We start from the raw sequence: 18,025 nt of genomic DNA, 5'->3' as shown, positions 1-18,025 counted from the left end.
AGTAATCACCTTTCTACTTTTTAAAACTTAATGTGTTGTGATAATTTTTGCATATAAAAGGAACGAATTAAAAGGAAAAATAAAATTTCAATTGTTCCAAAAATCATAAGTACGACTGTAATTTCAGCGAAGAACGAGAGATGTAATATTTCTTGTAACATCTTTGTCGCAAACATCGTATGGATTGATGCCATAATGTAAGGCACGAAGAAAAGAATCGCAAGCTGAATTGTCGCTGAACGTTTCATTTCAGTCTCAGTTAAGCCAATTTTCGTAATCGTTATATATTTTTCTTGCTCATTTGTTAAATCTGTATACATTCGGAAGTAAAGAACACTACCAGCACCGATAAAGAAAATAACACCTAAGAAAGTACCAATTAAGAAGAATGAAGCGACATTTAGTTTTGTTTTGTATAGAGAATCGCTCGCTTCACTTGCATGGAAAGGCGGGTGCTCTGCTTGAATTGCTGCATTATCGTTATCGATTTTTGTTATAAACGATGAACCGATATTATGTGCTTTTTCCCAATCCGTAACTTTGAAGTTATATACACTCATTTGTTTGGAAACGGTGGATAAGGCTTCTACATTTTCATCAGATAGTATGAGTAATTTGTATATTAAGCTATTTGGGAATGGGCTATAACTTTTATATTCTTTCACTTGTAGTTGTAAATTGTTTTGAGTAAGTGTAAGAGTATTTTTCTGTTCTTTATTATGAAGCGTTCCAATAACTTGATCATCTAAGTCTTTCATAAGAATATAAGATTCATTCTTATTTACTGTGAGCGTTTCCCAATTTAAAGCCTTAGCAAGTACATTATAGTCACTTTGTTTAATTGCGTAATAGAGCTGCGTGTTATCTTCAGCTGAAGATACTTCATATATATCCGTTTTAAATTTCATATAAGTAAAATGCTCTTCATTAAATTTCTGCTCTAACCAGTTTAAATGTTCATCAGCTAACGTATTTTCAGTATGCGATAAATACGTAAACGGGAAAGGGTTTTGTCTAATCGCATCAAACTTTGTAAACTTCCCGAATCCATATAAGAATGTAATCATTGTAAAAGCGAGCGTCGATAGCATCGCTACAATAAAGAGCATATTAATATTCGTCCGAATACGTGATGCTAGATCAGAAATCCAAAGCATATTAATTCGTTTCATATAAAACGTTCTTCGCGTTTTTAAAATACGAATAAGTAAAAAACTAATTTGTGAAAAGAAAAAGTATGTTCCAGCTGCAATAAGGGATGGGATGACAAATATACTAGAGACGGCATATAAAAGCCCAATGATGTCACCTAGCGACATAAAATACAACGGATTTGCGGCTAACGCATATCCACATATTAAACACGTCGCACCAAATAGAGAGATGAGCACGGATGCTTTTCTTTCTTTTTGTTGTGTTCCTTCTTTCAAAAGACGTACGGCTTTTCTCGTACGAATGAGCATCGGTGTAAAAGATGATACGAGAATGAAGAGCCCAAGAAAGATGATGATAGTTAAAACGATAGCACTTGTAGGCCCATATAAATATAAACCAGGTACGTGTGTAATTTTGGCGGTAACTAACAAAAAGAACTGTGAAAAGACAACTCCAAGTTGAATGCCAAAAAATATAGAAAGAACACCAATTAACATATTTTCTATAAATATGAGTCGTTTTAATTGTTTTTGAGATATGCCAAGTACTGTTAAAATCCCGAACTGTTTTTTTCGTACTTTTAAAAACGTCCCGATTGAATACAGTAAAAAGAAAAATGAAAAGAACACAATGACAACCTCTGAAATTGTCATTAATATGTTCAGATAATAATTAACGTCTGTCATATGCAATTTCGGATGAAATAAATAAACTGCAAATGAGAAAAAGATTGCAATGGAGAACGCACTGCTTACAAAATAGGCGAAATAAGCTCTGGCGTTCCGCGTCACGTTTTTAAATGCAAACTGCCAAAATGTCATTCACCTAAACCTCCTAATAGGGTGAAGATGAAAAGAGTATGAGAGATACTCTTTTCATCAAGTTTGTTTTAAATATTTTGTCCACTCGTGTAATGTGATAATTTTTGCATATAAAGTGAACGAATGAATAAGAAAAATACGATTTCAACGAATCCAAAAATAATAAGAACGGCTGAAACTTCTTTGAACAGAGATAAACCAATTACATCTTGTAGCATTTTTGTTGCGAACATTGTATGAATGGATGCCATAATGTACGGAATGAAAAATAAAATACTAAGTTGAATGGTTGCAGATCGTTTCATCTCTGTATCTGTTACACCGATTTTAGAAATCGTTATATATTTCTCTTGTTCGTTCGTCAAATCCGTATACATTCTAAAGTAAAGAACGCTACCAGCTCCAATGAAGAAAATAACTCCTAAAAATGTCCCAATTAGGAAAAATGCAGCACTGCCTGATGTTATTTTGTATAACGATCCTGCTGATTCAAAGGAACGAATAAGAGGTCCTTCATACTGGGATTTATTTCGATCTTTTTGCACTTTTTCTATAAAATTATCAGCAATTTCATATGTCTGTTCCCAGTTTTGAATTTTGTAATTGTATGCTGATATATGTTTTACGGTGTTAGGTAAGTTATTTACGATAATATCAGGCAACACTATCGTTTGATATGAAAAGTCAGATGGGATTGCGTTTACATGCTCATAACCTTTTACTCGTAATTTCGTATTTGTACTAGAGAGTGTAATGTAATCTCTTTTGTAGCTTTGCTCAAATTCGTTGAATATGGTGATATAAGATGTCCCTGTTAGCACATATGCTTCGTTATCATCCATAAATAGTTGTTTCATTCGTAAAGAATCTGCAAGTTTGTTATAGTCACTTTGCTTAATTGCGTATACGTCATTATAAATAGCTATATCTTTATCTTCTTTTAGTGGTGTTTCATATATATCAGCTTTTATTTTTTGATAAGGGAAATGCTCTTTTTGTAATTGTTGCTCGAGCCAATTTAAATGTTCTGTAACAAAAGGGTTCGCATCATAAGAAAAATAAGAAATTGGAAAAGGAGAAGTTCTATTCACCTCTAGCTTAATAAATTTCCCGAATCCATATAGAAACGTAATCATTGTGAAAGCAATTGTAGATAGCATCGCTACAATAAACAGCATATTAATATTCGTTCGAATACGGCTTGCTAAATCCGAAATCCAAAGCATATTAATCCGTTTCATATAAAACTTCCTTCTTTTCTTTAAAATATAAATAAGTAAGAAACTAATTTGTGAAAAGAAGAAATATGTTCCAATTGTAACAAGCGTTGGGATAACGAAAATACTTGAAACCATATATATAACACCGATTTGCGGGCTTACTGATACGAAATATTTAGGATTTCCAGCTAACGCATAACCACCAAATAAACAAATCGCACCAAATAATGAAACAAGTATGGATGGTTTTCTTTCTTTTTGTTTTCCACCATTTGTTTTTAAAAGGTGTACTGCTTTTTTTGTACGAATAAGCATTGGTGTGAATGCAGATACAATGATAAAAAGACTAAGGAAAACAATGGTTGTTAAAATAAACGCGTTAGTAGGCCCGTATAAATATATTCCTGGAACATGGGTAAGTTTGGCTGTTACTAATAAAAAAAATTGAGAAAAAACAACTCCAAACTGCATGCCGAAAAAGATAGATAAAATCCCGATTAACATATTCTCCATAAAAATAAGACGATGTAATTGTTTTCTCGATATTCCTAAAATGGTCAAAATACCAAATTGTTTTTTTCTAACTTTTAAAAAAGTACCAATGGAATATAGTAAAAAGAAGAAAGAGAAAAATACAATTACTACTTCTGAAAATATCATTAATCCTGAAATTTCAGAGGTCATGTCAAAGTTTTGTAATTTCGGATGGAATAAGTAAACAGCAAACGAAAAGAACACAGCAATGGAAAAGGAGCTACTTACAAAGTAAGCAAAATAAGCTCTGGAGTTGCGCGTGACGTTTTTAAATGCAAATTGCCAAAATGTCATAGATTATACCTCCGGCTAGAAGATATAGAAGTAGTTGTATTGCAAAAAATGTATGAGAGTGAGTTCTCATACATTTTGCTTGCATATGTTACGATCATACTTCGGTCACCTTCTCCGTATGTTCTGCTTGATTATTTGCAGCATTGTGGAAGATGATTTTAATGGTCGTTCCTTTACCAACTTCAGAATCTAGTTTGACAGAGTGACCTAAATAATCACAAATTTTACTTACAATATAAAGTCCCATACCAGTAGATTCTCCGAAGGCGCGACCGTTTTTCCCAGTGTAAAACGGTTCAAATACTCTTCGAATATCTTCTTGTGGAATACCAACACCTTCATCACGAACTTCTAAAATAATATCTTTTCCGTTTCGGTAAGCAGATAAGAAAACTTTCTTTCCGCGCTCACCGGAGTAACGAACAGCGTTTGTCATTAATTGATAGATGATAAATTTTAGCCATTTCGCATCAGAAGCAACTTTTAAATCAGAATGGACTTCTAAAACAGGGAAGACACCATTACGAATGAATAGTTCTTTTAATCCATTAATATTTTTTGTTACCGTATCTTTTAATGAAATCGTCTCGACATGGAAATCTTCATGGAAGTTATTTAACCTAGCCATGTATAAAGCCATATCAAGCCCTTGGTTTAGACGCTCTAATTCTTTTTTAAACTTTGGAATTAAATGCTCGTCTTCCATTTCTAGCACCATAAGCTGCATAACAGAAACAGGTGTCTTCATTTGATGTACCCAATGGTTAATGAATAGTTGATGTTCTTGTTGTTTTACTTCATACGATTGTAGTTCTTTTTGGAAGAGGCGGTACTGCGTACGCACGAGTTCATTGACACCGTGAGGCATCGGAGCAGTCGCTCTTTCAATAAACGCATCTTCCATTTTTTCTGGTTGCTCACTTAATCTATGGTACATTCTACGATTGCGAACGTAACGGTAAGCGAGGAAACAAATAAATAAATATAAACTTAAAACGACGAAGTAAAATTTATTGTTTTGAAATCCATCTACTGCATCATAAAGAACGAAAATGATACCGAAGTTTAAAACGTACAGTAGGAAAAATGCAAAATGATCACGTAAAAATAGCTTCATGCTTATTCACTCCAAGTTGCGTTAAAGCGATATCCAAGTCCACGTACTGTTTCAATAGAGTTCTCAATGCCAAGCTCATTAAACTTTTTACGAAGACGTGTAATGTTTACGTTTAATGTATTTTCCTCAACGAAGCTTTCGTCATCCCAAAGCGCAGCTAATAAATCTTCACGGCTCGCTGTACGAGGAAATTTAGATAATAACATTTCAGCTAAAATAGCTTCTTTCTTCGTTAAAAGAACTTGTTCAGATCCGAAGTGAATTTCTGGACGTTCAGGGAATAGTTTTAATCCTTCTACTTCAACGATACGTTCCGAAATATTTGGTGCATAATCACCGTAAATACGGCGTAATTGTCCTTTGATTTTCGCCATTACAACGTCGTAGTGGAATGGTTTTGTAATGTAATCATCCGCACCGCTTTCAATTGCCATAATTTGTTCCATCTCACCAGCACGCGCTGAAATGAAAATAATTGGACAAGTAGATTCATGACGAATTTGACGGCACCAGTAGAAACCATCGAATTTCGGTAAGTTTACATCAAGTAAAACAAGATGGGGTTTCACTGCGTTAAACGATTCCATAATATCATCGAAATTCTCCGCTACCACAGCCTCATAACCGTACTTCTGAATGTGAGATTGCAGTAATGATGAAATATTTGGATCGTCTTCAACGATTAAAATTTTATACATATGTATATTCCTCCTCAAAAAAAACAATTGTAGCTATAGTGTATCATGTGTTTCAAGTCTTTTCATTATGTTGAAAGATAAGCTAGTAAACAGTATAGGTTAAAAGTGAGAAAAGTAAAAAGGGCGCTGGATGAAATTGACAAATAACGGTAATTGGTTTAATATTTAGATAAATATCTAAATGTCTAATTATCGAAAGGAAGAAAGACATTGAATCAAGCATTCAAAGCATTAGCAGATCCAACAAGGCGAAAAATTTTAGACTTATTAAAAGAAGGCGATCTAACCGCTGGTGAGATTGCTGAACATTTCAATATGACAAAACCAAGTATTTCACACCACTTAAATGCACTTAAAAATGCTGAACTTATTCAAGATGAAAAGAAAGGGCAATTCGTTATGTACTCTTTAAACACAACGGTCTTTCAAGATTTATTGACTTGGGTGTTTACATTTACGAATAAGGGGGAAGAGGGGAAATGAAAAAGCATCTTTTTGCAATCTTATTAATTGTTATAACTTGTTTAGCTTGGGCGTTTGCTTGGCCACATTTACCGGATACAATTGCAACGCATTGGAGCGGCGGTAAAGTAGATGGATATTCTTCTAAATCGTATGGAATGCTTTCTATGGTTGGAATTATGATTGTTTTATATATTTTTCTAAACGTGTTACCAAAGATTGATCCAAAGAAAGCGAACTACGAGAAGTTTTCTAAAGCTTTTATGATGATGAATAACGGGATACTACTGCTACTATTTGTAGGGAATATAGATATTATTACAAGTGGATTAGGATACAATTTATTCATTAATCGCGTGCCGGAATTATTAGTGGGTATTTTATTTATAGTCATCGGAAACTATTTACCACAATGTAAACCAAACTACTTTGTAGGTATAAAAACACCGTGGACATTAAGTAACGAAGAAGTGTGGAGAAAAACGCACCGTTTTAGCGGAAAGGTGTTTGTTGCATTGGGGATCATTATGATTTTAAGTGTTTTTGCACCAGTGGCGTGGAAATCTTTCGTAATGGTTGGAATTATTATTGGTGCAGTAGGATTAACGATGGGATATTCTTATGTTGCTTATAAAAAAGAAATAGGGGCCTAATAAAAAATTATGGGGGAGAGAGGATGAAAAGACACGTATTACCATGGAGTTTAATTATTGGCATTGCAATTGGATGGTATATTGTATGGCCATATTTACCAGAACAAATTCCACGCCATTATAATGCGGCAGGAGTAGTAGATGGATATTTTTCTAAAGTAGAAGCAAGTTCTGTTTCAATAGGTAGCATGATGTTGCTGTATTTGATATGGCTAGCTCTTGGGTATATTGATGTAACGAAAGATAAGTATAAACAGCATGCTAAAGTCCTTTCCGCAGTCCATTATGCAATTCTTTTAATAGGATTCGGTTGTAACTTATTTGCGCTATTAGCAGCGTCTAATTATATTGCATCGGGCTCAATTGCATTTAATTTTGGACTTGGAACATTGTTTCTTGTACTAGGTAATTACATGCAACAAACGAAGCCGAACGGGTTAGTAGGCATTCGAATGGACTGGACATTAGAAAATCCTGTAGTTTGGAGAAAAACACATAGATTTGCTTCGAGGGTATTTGTAATAGGTTCACTTTGTATATATGCCGGGGCTTTGCTTCCAGATCCATTTAATATTTTTATGGGGATTGGAATCATATTAATATGTATTATCGTATCAACAATAAAGTCATATAGTATTTATAAAGAAGAGTTGAAAATGTAAATAAAGCTGCTTTTCCTTTTAGGGAAGAGCAGCTTTGTTTTTAGGGTATTCGAATTACTATATTTAATAAGTTATATTCAAATTTTTAATTAACCAAGGCTTTATCAATGACAGAACTGTTATAGGTTGCATAGCCTTAGTGTGATCCATATCATTTCCTCTTAAGATTTCTATATCCCATCCAAGATGTTCTAACTTTTGTTTGTTTTTTTGAAGTATACCAATAATATCAACTACTACATTGCCAAAATTTTTACCGTAAACAATAGTGTCTTTTTCCCCAGAAAACGCTAATCTCGGAATGATTAGTTTATGTTGGATGTCTTGATCATCAAACTCCATCAAATTCTCGTACATTGTAACAAACTGTTTAGTTTGACTCATGTCGATCTTTATCTGTATGTTATCCCAATCAATTTTTTCAGGATTAATATGTGCTTGATCAATAACAGGAGAATTGTGATTATTCACAGCTTGCTCGTATGTTTTATTTGTTACTACCATCATTTCTTTATATGGACCATCTATTGGTGGAAACCCGCCCATGATTATACTGTCTAATCTATCCGTTCGAATGGCTAATTGTAACCCAGCTAAAGCTAACCAAGAGTAACCATAATAACTAAACTTATTAATATTCATTTCGTCAGCAATTGTTAATAGGTCTTTTACTATATTTTCAGGTGTGAGATTCTCTGGATTTGGATGTTGCAAACGATGACCTTCGTAGTCAAAATATAAAATCTGAAACTTATCTATGAGTCCATCAATAAAATGTTTTCCAAATTCAGGATCTACCCCCCACAACTTTAAAGTTTCAGCATCTTGCCCATATACAGATTCTTTAGCAACTGGGAGCATGATTGTTCTAAATTTTGGATTTCCAACCAAACCAACCTTTAATACTGATTCGTCCGTAAGTTTTATGATTTTCTCCATTTCTATCACTCCTAAATTGTTTATACTAAAATCATATAACATTCATGCAATCTTCCGGATTTATGATTTTTTTCTCGTATATATAAGGATTTTATTTGAAATATGTTAATGTAGCACTTTAAGGTTTAACTTTAAAAAGGAGTTAATAAATGAAGACATATAGTCCTAAACAAATTGCGAATGTCTTAAATGTTAGCACAACAACTTTGAGAAGATATGAAGAACAAAATCTCATTCCTGTTGTGCCAAGAACGGAAAGTAATCACCGGTTTTATACATCGATACACTTTCAAGCATTTATTACCATTAGAGCATTATTAAAAGGATATGATATACCTATTGTTTATAAAGTTATGAGGATGATTAAAAACGTAAAGTTTGAAGAAGCACTCTGGTTAATTAATGAACAGCAATTCAATATTCAGGTGGAGAAAAAGCGAGTAGAAGAAATACTAAACATGATTCGAAATGCTGATTTTACTAAATATAAAAATGTAGAGTTAAGTGAACGTATGAGCATTGGAGAGGCTGCAAAAATAGCAGGCGTAAATACTTCGGCTATCCGTCATTGGGAACATGAAGGGTTAGTCCACTCAGAAAGAAATAAAGAAAACGGTTATAGAATGTTTCCAATATCAGAACTGCGTAAAATACTGGTTATAAGCAGTTTGAGAAAAACCGTGTATTATATAGAAAATATGAAAAGCTTGCTAGATGATTTAGAAACATTACCTTATGGAAAAATTGAACGTTCCTTTCAGTTGGCTTTAGAAAACTTGAACACTCAACTATTACTCCAATTTAAAGGAATGGAAGAACTGATGAAATATATACACTTTTACGAGTAAGCAAATATGTAAAAAGAGCTAAGCACAATGCCTAGCTCTTTCCTTTTGTTATCACTTCTTTAAAACCGGTATCCAAATTTCACTTTTGAAGTTTGGAGAAGATATATCTTTCTGTTCATTCCACAATATTTCCGGCCCTTCCGCTAGTTCATAGTTCGAAGAAGGGAACCATTCAGAATAAATACGTCCCCATACATTTTGTAGTGCATCAGGAAACGGCCCGACAGCTTCAAATATAGCCCATGTTGAAGCTGCAACTTCAAGTTGTACGAATTGCTCTGGGCAATCTTTCGTTGTGGCTACTCCAATGTAGTGATCGAGTTCGCCTTTTTCCTCCATTCTTCCTTCAGAAAAATTAGTAGAGGCACTAATAATTCCAGTAGGTTCAATGTTTGAAAGGGACTTTAATGTTTGAATAGACTCTGGGTTTAAACTTTTCCACATAGAAGCAATTTCTTCATTTACACCATTAAAAACGATTGGTACTCGTTTTGTAATACCTATAATTCGAAATGGCTCTTTTTCTTCAATTCGATAATTCATTTCATTTCCTCCTTGAATGGATAATTGGAAGGTCATTGGTGAATAAGCCTTCAAAGAATGGCTACTATTTCGGGCTTCTGAAGGTGTTATACCGTGCAAGTTTTGAAATGCACGAGCGAATGAATCTGGTGAGTTGTATCCATATTTTATAGCGATATCAATGACTTTTACATTGCTGTTTTTTAGTTCAAAGGCAGCGAGAGTAAGACGTCTACAGCGAATATATTCTGATAGTGATATACCTGCTAAAAACGAAAACATTCTTTTAAAGTGATACTCAGAACAAAGAGCTAGCCTCGCAACTTCTTTAAAATCAATTTCATTCGTAAGGTTATCTTCAATATAGCGCATTGCAGCATTCATATTTTTAAGTGAATCCATATTATGACCTCCTCTGTACATAGAATAGCAGGAACGAAATAGCTCCATCCGACATTTCGTGCACAACTTTGTAGGTGCATTTTTTACCTTACAAAATTGTAATGTTCCTGTAAGGAGAATGAATGGATGGTATGATATCCCAATGTTATAGTAACAAAGTACTTTAATTCATTACGTTAACTTTTTGATTTCTTTACTTATGTGCCTTACATAACTGTCATGTTTGTGTAAGAAACATCGATAGTGGCAAGAGTAGAGAGTGTATATAGTTGAAAATAGAGAATAGATGAAATGAGGGATGTCGAGATGAAAACAGTGCTAGAAGCAAAAAATATTGAAAAAGTATATGACACGGGTGGTAATAAATTTGCAGCGTTAAAAGGTATTAACTTACAAGTAAAAGAAGGTGAGTTCGTTGGAATTATGGGACCTTCAGGTTCTGGTAAGACGACTCTACTAAATGTTCTTTCTACAATTGATAATGCGACGAACGGTGAAATTTTAATTGATGGAAAAGATATCGTAAAAATGAATGACGATAAGTTAGCGTTATTCCGCCGCGATCATTTAGGTTTCATTTTCCAAGATTATAACTTATTAGATACGTTAACGGTGAAAGAGAATATCGCTTTACCACTTGCGTTATCAAAGGTGAAAGCGAGTGAGATTGATCGCCGCGTTCTTGAAATCTCAAAGAAATTCGGTATTGATCATATTTTAAGTCAGTTCCCATATCAAGTATCTGGTGGACAGAAGCAGCGCTGCGCAGCATCACGTGCGATTGTTACGAATCCAAGTATGATTTTCGGAGACGAGCCAACTGGAGCGCTTGATTCTAAATCTGCAACAGATTTACTTGAAAGTATGAAGTCGTTAAACGAATATGATAACTCAACAATTTTAATGGTAACGCATGATGCATTTGCAGCAAGTTATTGTAAACGAGTTATTTTCATTAAAGATGGTGAACTATATAAAGAATTGCACCGCGGTGAATCGACGCGTAAACAGTTCTTCCAAAAAATTGTTGATGTAATGTCTTCTATTTCTGGGGGTATGGCTGATGACCTTATCTAGCATTGCCCTCCGCAACATACAGCGGAACTTTAAAGACTACTTTGTATATTTTGCATCTATGATTTTTAGTATCGTTATTTATTTTACATTTAAAGCATTGCAATACAATTCACAAATGGAAAAAGCTGCAGAAGCTTCAAAAAAAATTAGCGGAGCGTTCCAAGTTTCAAGTGTCATGCTTATCATTTTCGTAGCAGTGTTTATTATATATTCGAACGGTTTCTTTACACGTAAACGTAAAAAAGAAGTTGGCTTATATTCGTTATTAGGTATCCGTAAAAGACAAATTGGTAAAATGCTCTTTTATGAAAATATGTTAATGGGATTAATGTCTTTAATTATCGGTATTGCGATTGGTAGTGTCCTTTCAAAATTATTCCTTGAACTGCTAGTAAGCATGATGGGATTAAACTTAAATGTTCATTTTGAAGTACCGATGGCTGCCATTATTGATACAGCACTTATTTTCTTTGTGATTATTTTATATACATCACTTCAAGGATATCGTTTAATTTATCGATTTAAGCTAATTGAACTTTTCCGCGCCGAACGTGAAGGAGAAGCAATGCCAAAAGGATCAGTTATTATGGCATTAATTTCAGTTATCTTAATCGGTTCAGGTTATTTTTTAGCATTAATGTTCATGAAAGCAGTTAAATATGCAGACTTTATGGCAGTTGCACTTTATATTTTATTGGCGACAGTATTAGGTACGTACTTACTATTTATGTTCTTTACAGTATTCGTATTGAAACGTGCAAGAAATAATAAATCATCGTTTTATAACGGTATGAATATGGTAACGACGTCGCAGCTACTATATCGTATTAAAGGAAATGCAAAATCACTTGCGACAATTTCTATTTTAAGTGCGGTAACATTAACAGCGGTTGGTACGTCTGTTACGATGTATTACAACACATTTACGCAATCAAAAGCAGTTGCACCATATAGCTATTCTTATGAGAAAAAAGATGCAGCGCTTGATAAGAAAGTAAATGCGATTTTTGCAGAAGAGAAGAAAGATCATCCGATTAAAGATCAATTTGAAATTGAGGCAGTTCCTGTAAAAGGGAAGTTTGAAGGAGATAAAGTTGATTTCATCTTTAATATGAACTACAGTATCTCAGAGAAATATCAATTTATGTCTCAATCTGAATTTAATAAGCTTGCTAAGAAAATCGACGCAGAAACAGTGAATGTAGCTGCTGATGAAGCATTTATATATGATAGTTCGTATATTGAAGGACATGAGTTTAGTCCACAATATAAAGGAAACAAAGCAGTATTCCAAATTGGGAACGAAACGAAGCAATTAAAAATCCAAGGTGCAAATGACGTTGCGATTACAAATTTAGGTGAATTAGTTGTTGTCGTTTCAGATGAAATGTATGAACAAGCGAAACAAGCATTTGGAACACGTATTGTAAAAAATATTGATGTGAAAGATGAGAAAAACAGTAAAGTGTTAACGGAAAAATTAACAAAAGTGATGCCAGCTGGTGAATCAGAAATGGTGTTATCATTTAGAGATTTCTACACTGGTTTCCATATGGGGCTTGAAGGAACAGGATTAATGATGTTTATTGGAATGTTCTTAGGGCTTGTATTCTTACTAGCAACAGGTTCTATCATTTACTTTAAACAATTAACAGAAGCAAATGCTGATCGTGAGCGTTATGTTGTACTTCACAAAATAGGGGTCACAAAACAAGAAATGAAAAAAGCTATTGCAAAACAAGTAAGCTTTATCTTTGCAATCCCGTTAGTAATCGGAATCCTGCACAGCTTGTTTGCATTAAAAGGTTTAGGGAACATACTACCATTTGAAATTATGATTCCGCTTCTAATTAGTATCGGAGTATACGGCGCTATTTATATTGGATATTACTTCTTAACTGTTCGTTCTTATTATAAGATCGTGAGTGCGAAGTAATAAGGGGCAGCTATCGCTACAGGCGATAGCTGTTTTTTTATTCTTCATAAAATCTTAAGAAACTTCCTCAATTTTTATTAAGAAACGATAGTTATACTTAGACACAAGTTAAAAACTACCGAACGAATGAGGAGAGGTTTATATGCAACTCATAACATTCTTACATGAATTTATGAAACATCCGAAACATACTGGTGCAATTGCGCCAAGTTCAAAAATATTAGCAAAGAAAATGGTCGATGTAATTGATTTTAATAAAGCGAAATGTATTGTAGAGTTAGGGCCTGGTACAGGGGTCTTTACGAAAGAGATTATGAAGAGAAAAAAGAAGGAAACAATATTTCTTCTTATTGAAATTAATGAAGTGTTTTGCAAAGAGCTAAAGAGAAAATTTAAAGATGAGCAGAACGTCATTGTTGTGCACGGTTCAGCTGAAAATATAAAGAAGTATATGGAAGAGTTCCATATAGAATGCGTGGATTACGTTTTATCGGGATTACCTTTTACTTCTTTACCAGAAGAAGTTTCAAAACGTATTTTAAACAATGTAATGGAAGCGATACATGAGAATGGTGAATTTATTACATTTCAATATTCACTTGTGAAAAAAGGATTTATACAGCACTTCTTTCCTGAAATTACGCTAGAGAAAGTGTGGCTCAATTTCCCACCAGCGTACGTCTTTAGCTGTAAAAAAGAGCTAAGGAGAGCGTATGCATAATGGAATTACATGAATTATTATCCTATATTGAGCAGTACGGTTATTGGGCATTATTTTTCTGTTTATGGTTAGGTATTATCGGTATGCCAATTCCAGATGAAATGATTGTTATGAGTGGAGGATTTGTATCTTCATTAGGTATATTAAATGTTATTCCTGCGTTTTTATTAACGTATTTAGGCGTTGTGTCCGGACTTTCTTTAGGCTATATATTAGGGAAAATATTTGGTACAAAAGTACTTGATAAGCTAATGAAAAAGAAAAAAGCAAAGTATGTTGTGAAATCGCAAGAGATGGTAGAGAAGTATGGTCATTATGCATTAGTTACAAGTTACTTCATACCAGTTGTAAGACATGTTGTACCGTATTTAGTTGGAATGAATAACATGTCATTTAAGACGTATGCTTTGTATTCTTATACGACAGGATTTCTTTGGACACTCGTTTACTTTGTGCTAGGTTCTTTATTTGGACAACATATTGAAAGAATTGTAGCAGTTGCGATAGAGTATGGCTTGTATTTTGGCGTGATTGTTTTTATTGTTACAGGTATTCTTTATTTATATAGACAAAAAAGAATCACACTGATGAGTAAATAGAAGTAAAGAAAGTTTCTTCCAGTATGAAGGACAAGATAGGATTATAAGTATAAAATTATCTTTATTTAATGGTAAAATATAGGTAAGTAGTTAAGGGAGGAAGAGCGTTGTGCTACTCATTTTTAGCCTTATCTTAATTGGAATTATGTGCAGTATGAAAATAGTATCTTTACACATGATAGAACGACAAAAGGTAGAGGAACGATATGTATATTGTCCAAAATGTGATACAAAAATTAGAAGAGGAAATTCAGCTCCTTTTTGTTCGAAATGTAATTTAATATTTTAAAAATAAAAAGTCCGAAATCACTTTATATAGTTTCGGACTTTTTATTTTTAAGTAAACATTAATCCACCTAGTTCTCTTTCGTTTGTTTATTAGCTAAAATGGATTATGAATAACAATAGTATGTAAACGAAAATAAATATAAATGTACACATGGAGTGTTATATTTGGAGATTTTAATCATAGTAGGATGCCTATTAATAGGAATTATTTTGATTAGTATAAGTATCTATCGATTTGTTAAAGAAATAAAAGAAAAAAATTCAAAGAAAGAGAAATGGAAAGTAGTAGCTGGAAATTTGATAGAGTTATTTAGTGATCCATTGCACGGAGCACCGTTCTATTTTTTAACTGGGGGTCTCTTTTTTGTAATCGGGCTGTTATTTCTTTCTATGGGAATGGGATGGCTTGAAATTGATTAAGGCGTATTAACAAAGATGTTTCATAGTTGTATTGCGAAGAGGAGAGAGCAAATGCCAGTTATAAGAGATATACAATTGAGTTTTCTAAAAGTAAAAGAGCATACTAGAAGCACTGAGACATTACAGTTAGCATCTACAAGCAACTACGATGAAGATATCTCTTTTGGTAAAGAGACGAGCTGTATTACTTCTTTATATTGTCGACATATGCCAAAGTTAAGAATGGAGTATGAGAAAGGTATTTTGATTCATTGTGTGGATGATATTTCATTACTCGATGAGTGGGAGAAGAAATATCGAATTTTCCCTGAATATATGAATGCTTTTGTGGAATATGGGAGTGTGAGGGATTTTCCATATTTATCAGATAGAGAGAAAAAAGAATTAGCCCTTCAAATCATTCATGCGGAAATGAAGCGTTTAGCTGTGAAATATGATTGGGATATAGAAGAGTTAGAAAAAGTGAAGAATAAGATACTAGAATTGAATTATAGAAACGAGTTCGTATATATAAAAAAGAGTAGTCCGAATAAAAAATACGTATGTAATATAACATGTCAGCATGAAGTGGCTTATGCTGACGTGTACTTAGAAATAAGAGAGTATAGAACGAGGCGGTTAATCAAAAAGGAAAAGCTTATTAGAGAAGAAGATATGTATAAGATGTTTCATCATGTTAGTGAAGTGGCTTGGAAGTTAAATCATAAAGTGCTACTGATGAACGATAAAGGAAAAACTGTATGGATGTTAACCTTTTTAGAGAAAGATATCCCAGCTAATTTAGTTTGGAAGATTGAAAGAATAGATTGAAAATAGATGAGAAGTGGAGTGCATATGATGGAGACACAAATCGTTATTGGAGTACCTGGTTTATGGAAAGATAGAACAGAATTAATACAAGAAGTTGTGAGTAAAAGTAACTATATATTAGCGGGAAATGTTATGCACCATAAGGAGAAAGAGATTGGCTTTGAAATTGATATATATGAACAAGACCCTTCTTTGAGAGAGGCTTTCTTCTATGCAGGTGGTGAGCGTTTTGATGAAGAATTGCTTCAGGAGTTGGAGAAGCATACTTATACAGTGTATGTTATTGCAAAAGTTGACGATACAGAGAGATTACAAGAAGTAATTGATGTAGGAATGGAACTTTTAAATGCAGGTGGACTTGCTTTAAAAGTTGAAACAGCAGGTGTGGCTTATTCGAAAGAAGAATGGCAAGAGCTTACAGAGGATAAGGAAATCTTCCCGATGTATTCGCACCTTGTAACTTTAGTTGGAGATGAAGAGGACGGTTATTATTCATGTGGAATGCAAGCATTTAATCTACCAGACGTTGTTTTAGACGGAGGGATAGATCCGGAAGTAGCTGTAGATTTATTGAATGATTTTAACCTACATAATATATTGGAAAAACCTAATTTGAAAGATGGAGATACAATTAGTTTCACAGAAGATGCTCCAGTGTATCTCTTATCTCATTATATAGATAATCGTTATGAACAAGAGGATCCATTTTATAATCCGTGTGGGGTATGGAAGTTAGAGAGTGCTTCGGCAAAGAAATCTATCTTTCAAAAATTGGGGAGTGTGCTAAAAGGATGGAAAAATACATAAAAGAACAGAGGAGTATATGTGATAAATATAAAGCGGAGTATGTAGAATCTCCGAATGACTTGAAATTAGGAATAGCGCAAAATGTGAAAGATGGTATTGTTCCGATTAATGGGTTACGAATGCCTATAGAAAACGGAACGACAGGTTGGTACATTTGGGCTGGTGAAGAAATGGGGACAGAAGAAGATTTCTTTCTTCCTTTACATGTTCAACATATTGATGAATGGGCACCTGAAATAAAGAAGTATTTAGGGTTACCACCTGGTTGGAGATTTTTAATTGCTGGAGATTACGAGGACGTGTGGTATGATCCGAATTTGTTTGATGAAGATTTAGAAGAGGATGCAGATGAATGGTACATGCATAGCATATTAGCAGAAGATATTGATGGCATCCATGCTAATTATCATACGCATGGTCTAAGAGATAACTTTAATCATCAAGATTTACAAATAGCATTAAATATGGATCCTGAAGTCGCGCATAGTGTTTTTTGTACCATAATAGAAGAAATAAAGAGCGGAAAAAAGTTTGAACAAGGGATTGAGTATACGAATATTATTGAAGGATATCCCATTATTATGAAGTCTTTCGTAGAGATGGATCGAGAAGTTTTGAGGGTTTTATTACCTGATGAAAGAGGGATTCTTCCTACTAGGTCAGAGTGTGATGAGTGTTATAAGACTCAATTGGATAGTATTGAGGAAATTTGATAAAAAAAGAGCTTGAAACTATTCAAGCTCTTTTTTTATCACTATTTATGTCCTAAAATATGCTCAATCTCATGCAAACTTAATTTACTTGCCTTAGCAATCGTTTCAAGTGGTATACCAAGATCATACATATTTTTAATCATTTGAATTTTCCCCTGTTGAATGCCTTTTTCAATGCCTTTTTCAAGCCCTTTTTTAATTCCTTGTTCCATTCCTCTCGTATATTAATATTTAAGCCCTATCTCAGGCTTAGTTTTACTCTCTAATAAGAGTCCAGTAATAAAGAAAATACTTGGACGTCTCAAGATATTTCTAGATAATGGTCTT

At 33.6% G+C, this 18,025-nt stretch carries 19 protein-coding genes and 1 pseudogene; 13 read left to right on the top strand and 7 right to left on the bottom strand.

Annotated elements, in window-relative coordinates; all coding sequences use genetic code 11:
• Positions 1-20: 20 nt before the first annotated feature.
• From MR168_RS09870 to MR168_RS09855, 4 genes are all read right to left on the bottom strand, one after another.
• On the bottom strand, positions 21-1,976 hold the full coding sequence (locus MR168_RS09870; RefSeq protein ID WP_086411536.1) for an ABC transporter permease: 1,956 nt from the start codon (positions 1,974-1,976) through the stop codon (positions 21-23).
• Positions 1,977-2,044: 68 nt separating this feature from the next.
• Positions 2,045-4,024 (bottom strand): ABC transporter permease, encoded by a 1,980-nt coding sequence (locus MR168_RS09865; protein ID WP_006929207.1) that lies wholly within the window; start codon positions 4,022-4,024, stop codon positions 2,045-2,047.
• 94 nt (positions 4,025-4,118) lie between these two features.
• Positions 4,119-5,141, bottom strand: coding sequence for a sensor histidine kinase (locus MR168_RS09860; RefSeq protein WP_000765342.1), 1,023 nt, complete (start codon positions 5,139-5,141; stop codon positions 4,119-4,121).
• Positions 5,142-5,143: 2 nt separating this feature from the next.
• Positions 5,144-5,839, bottom strand: a complete 696-nt coding sequence (locus MR168_RS09855) for a response regulator transcription factor (RefSeq protein ID WP_000276738.1) — start codon at positions 5,837-5,839, stop codon at positions 5,144-5,146.
• A gap of 210 nt (positions 5,840-6,049) precedes the next feature.
• Between MR168_RS09855 and MR168_RS09850 the strand changes: the two genes are divergently transcribed.
• From MR168_RS09850 to MR168_RS09840, 3 genes are read left to right on the top strand one after another with little or no spacing between them, the layout of a single operon-like run.
• Complete coding sequence (locus tag MR168_RS09850) at positions 6,050-6,322, top strand: autorepressor SdpR family transcription factor (RefSeq protein WP_001070523.1); 273 nt, start codon at positions 6,050-6,052, stop codon at positions 6,320-6,322.
• Positions 6,319-6,954 (top strand): SdpI family protein, encoded by a 636-nt coding sequence (locus MR168_RS09845; protein ID WP_000716363.1) that lies wholly within the window; start codon positions 6,319-6,321, stop codon positions 6,952-6,954. The genes MR168_RS09850 and MR168_RS09845 overlap by 4 nt, the downstream gene beginning before the upstream one ends.
• 23 nt (positions 6,955-6,977) lie before the next feature.
• Positions 6,978-7,616 carry an SdpI family protein gene (locus MR168_RS09840; protein WP_000820676.1) on the top strand — a complete coding sequence of 213 codons (639 nt, stop codon included), beginning with the start codon at positions 6,978-6,980 and terminating at the stop codon, positions 7,614-7,616.
• Positions 7,617-7,679: 63 nt separating this feature from the next.
• Here MR168_RS09840 and MR168_RS09835 read toward each other — a convergent pair whose 3' ends face one another.
• Positions 7,680-8,555: an alpha/beta fold hydrolase gene (locus MR168_RS09835; RefSeq protein WP_016123500.1), complete on the bottom strand. Its 876-nt coding sequence runs from the start codon at positions 8,553-8,555 to the stop codon at positions 7,680-7,682.
• A 149-nt stretch (positions 8,556-8,704) separates the two neighbouring features.
• Here MR168_RS09835 and MR168_RS09830 point away from each other — a divergent pair, with 149 nt between their 5' ends.
• Complete coding sequence (locus MR168_RS09830; protein WP_000861047.1) at positions 8,705-9,403, top strand: MerR family DNA-binding transcriptional regulator; 699 nt, start codon at positions 8,705-8,707, stop codon at positions 9,401-9,403.
• Positions 9,404-9,454: 51 nt separating this feature from the next.
• On the opposite strand, the gene MR168_RS09825 is transcribed toward MR168_RS09830, so the two are convergent.
• Positions 9,455-10,327: an AraC family transcriptional regulator gene (locus MR168_RS09825; RefSeq protein ID WP_000377719.1), complete on the bottom strand. Its 873-nt coding sequence runs from the start codon at positions 10,325-10,327 to the stop codon at positions 9,455-9,457.
• Between the two features lie 306 nt (positions 10,328-10,633).
• Between MR168_RS09825 and MR168_RS09820 the strand changes: the two genes are divergently transcribed.
• From MR168_RS09820 to MR168_RS09780, 9 genes are all read left to right on the top strand, one after another.
• Positions 10,634-11,404 carry an ABC transporter ATP-binding protein gene (locus MR168_RS09820; RefSeq protein WP_000859655.1) on the top strand — a complete coding sequence of 257 codons (771 nt, stop codon included), beginning with the start codon at positions 10,634-10,636 and terminating at the stop codon, positions 11,402-11,404.
• Positions 11,391-13,340 carry an ABC transporter permease gene (locus MR168_RS09815; RefSeq protein WP_086411534.1) on the top strand — a complete coding sequence of 650 codons (1,950 nt, stop codon included), beginning with the start codon at positions 11,391-11,393 and terminating at the stop codon, positions 13,338-13,340. Before MR168_RS09820 ends, MR168_RS09815 begins: the two co-directional genes overlap by 14 nt.
• Positions 13,341-13,482: 142 nt before the next feature.
• Positions 13,483-14,061 carry a class I SAM-dependent methyltransferase gene (locus tag MR168_RS09810; protein ID WP_001176087.1) on the top strand — a complete coding sequence of 193 codons (579 nt, stop codon included), beginning with the start codon at positions 13,483-13,485 and terminating at the stop codon, positions 14,059-14,061.
• Positions 14,061-14,660 carry a DedA family protein gene (locus MR168_RS09805; RefSeq protein ID WP_025709992.1) on the top strand — a complete coding sequence of 200 codons (600 nt, stop codon included), beginning with the start codon at positions 14,061-14,063 and terminating at the stop codon, positions 14,658-14,660. Before MR168_RS09810 ends, MR168_RS09805 begins: the two co-directional genes overlap by 1 nt.
• Before the next feature lie 109 nt (positions 14,661-14,769).
• The gene (locus tag MR168_RS33640; protein ID WP_001986677.1) at positions 14,770-14,949 is read left to right on the top strand and encodes a hypothetical protein; all 180 of its coding nucleotides are present in this window, start codon (positions 14,770-14,772) and stop codon (positions 14,947-14,949) included.
• 164 nt (positions 14,950-15,113) lie between these two features.
• A complete protein-coding gene (locus MR168_RS09795) occupies positions 15,114-15,368 on the top strand; it encodes a hypothetical protein (protein ID WP_000404319.1) in 255 nt (84 codons plus the stop codon).
• A gap of 51 nt (positions 15,369-15,419) precedes the next feature.
• Positions 15,420-16,178 carry a hypothetical protein gene (locus MR168_RS09790; RefSeq protein WP_086411533.1) on the top strand — a complete coding sequence of 253 codons (759 nt, stop codon included), beginning with the start codon at positions 15,420-15,422 and terminating at the stop codon, positions 16,176-16,178.
• A gap of 27 nt (positions 16,179-16,205) precedes the next feature.
• Positions 16,206-16,985 carry a DUF4261 domain-containing protein gene (locus tag MR168_RS09785; RefSeq protein ID WP_042867582.1) on the top strand — a complete coding sequence of 260 codons (780 nt, stop codon included), beginning with the start codon at positions 16,206-16,208 and terminating at the stop codon, positions 16,983-16,985.
• Entirely contained in the window at positions 16,970-17,698 is a 729-nt protein-coding gene (locus tag MR168_RS09780) for a DUF4262 domain-containing protein (protein WP_016123495.1), read from the top strand. Before MR168_RS09785 ends, MR168_RS09780 begins: the two co-directional genes overlap by 16 nt.
• A 41-nt stretch (positions 17,699-17,739) precedes the next feature.
• Here the strand turns inward: MR168_RS09780 and MR168_RS09775 are convergent.
• A pseudogene (locus tag MR168_RS09775) lies at positions 17,740-17,916 on the bottom strand (Rpn family recombination-promoting nuclease/putative transposase); the annotation flags it as partial.
• Between the last annotated feature and the right edge of the window lie 109 nt (positions 17,917-18,025).

The sequence above is a fragment of the Bacillus cereus group sp. BfR-BA-01356 genome, from assembly GCF_022663635.1.
GTDB classification, from domain to species: domain Bacteria; phylum Bacillota; class Bacilli; order Bacillales; family Bacillaceae_G; genus Bacillus_A; species Bacillus_A cereus.
The sequence above is the reverse complement of the archived record's forward strand: the minus strand, read 5'-3'. Positions and strand labels throughout refer to the sequence as shown.

What these genes read in the sequence shown, in the direction of transcription:
- MR168_RS09870 (WP_086411536.1), bottom strand. Translation starts at nt 1,976, where the DNA reads ATGACATTTTGGCAGTTTGCATTTAAAAACGTGACGCGGAACGCCAGA.
- MR168_RS09865 (WP_006929207.1), bottom strand. Translation starts at nt 4,024, where the DNA reads ATGACATTTTGGCAATTTGCATTTAAAAACGTCACGCGCAACTCCAGA.
- MR168_RS09860 (WP_000765342.1), bottom strand. Translation starts at nt 5,141, where the DNA reads ATGAAGCTATTTTTACGTGATCATTTTGCATTTTTCCTACTGTACGTT.
- MR168_RS09855 (WP_000276738.1), bottom strand. Translation starts at nt 5,839, where the DNA reads ATGTATAAAATTTTAATCGTTGAAGACGATCCAAATATTTCATCATTA.
- MR168_RS09845 (WP_000716363.1), top strand. Translation starts at nt 6,319, where the DNA reads ATGAAAAAGCATCTTTTTGCAATCTTATTAATTGTTATAACTTGTTTA.
- MR168_RS09840 (WP_000820676.1), top strand. Translation starts at nt 6,978, where the DNA reads ATGAAAAGACACGTATTACCATGGAGTTTAATTATTGGCATTGCAATT.
- MR168_RS09835 (WP_016123500.1), bottom strand. Translation starts at nt 8,555, where the DNA reads ATGGAGAAAATCATAAAACTTACGGACGAATCAGTATTAAAGGTTGGT.
- MR168_RS09830 (WP_000861047.1), top strand. Translation starts at nt 8,705, where the DNA reads ATGAAGACATATAGTCCTAAACAAATTGCGAATGTCTTAAATGTTAGC.
- MR168_RS09825 (WP_000377719.1), bottom strand. Translation starts at nt 10,327, where the DNA reads ATGGATTCACTTAAAAATATGAATGCTGCAATGCGCTATATTGAAGAT.
- MR168_RS09820 (WP_000859655.1), top strand. Translation starts at nt 10,634, where the DNA reads ATGAAAACAGTGCTAGAAGCAAAAAATATTGAAAAAGTATATGACACG.
- MR168_RS09815 (WP_086411534.1), top strand. Translation starts at nt 11,391, where the DNA reads ATGACCTTATCTAGCATTGCCCTCCGCAACATACAGCGGAACTTTAAA.
- MR168_RS09810 (WP_001176087.1), top strand. Translation starts at nt 13,483, where the DNA reads ATGCAACTCATAACATTCTTACATGAATTTATGAAACATCCGAAACAT.
- MR168_RS09805 (WP_025709992.1), top strand. Translation starts at nt 14,061, where the DNA reads ATGGAATTACATGAATTATTATCCTATATTGAGCAGTACGGTTATTGG.
- MR168_RS09790 (WP_086411533.1), top strand. Translation starts at nt 15,420, where the DNA reads ATGCCAGTTATAAGAGATATACAATTGAGTTTTCTAAAAGTAAAAGAG.
- MR168_RS09785 (WP_042867582.1), top strand. Translation starts at nt 16,206, where the DNA reads ATGGAGACACAAATCGTTATTGGAGTACCTGGTTTATGGAAAGATAGA.
- MR168_RS09780 (WP_016123495.1), top strand. Translation starts at nt 16,970, where the DNA reads ATGGAAAAATACATAAAAGAACAGAGGAGTATATGTGATAAATATAAA.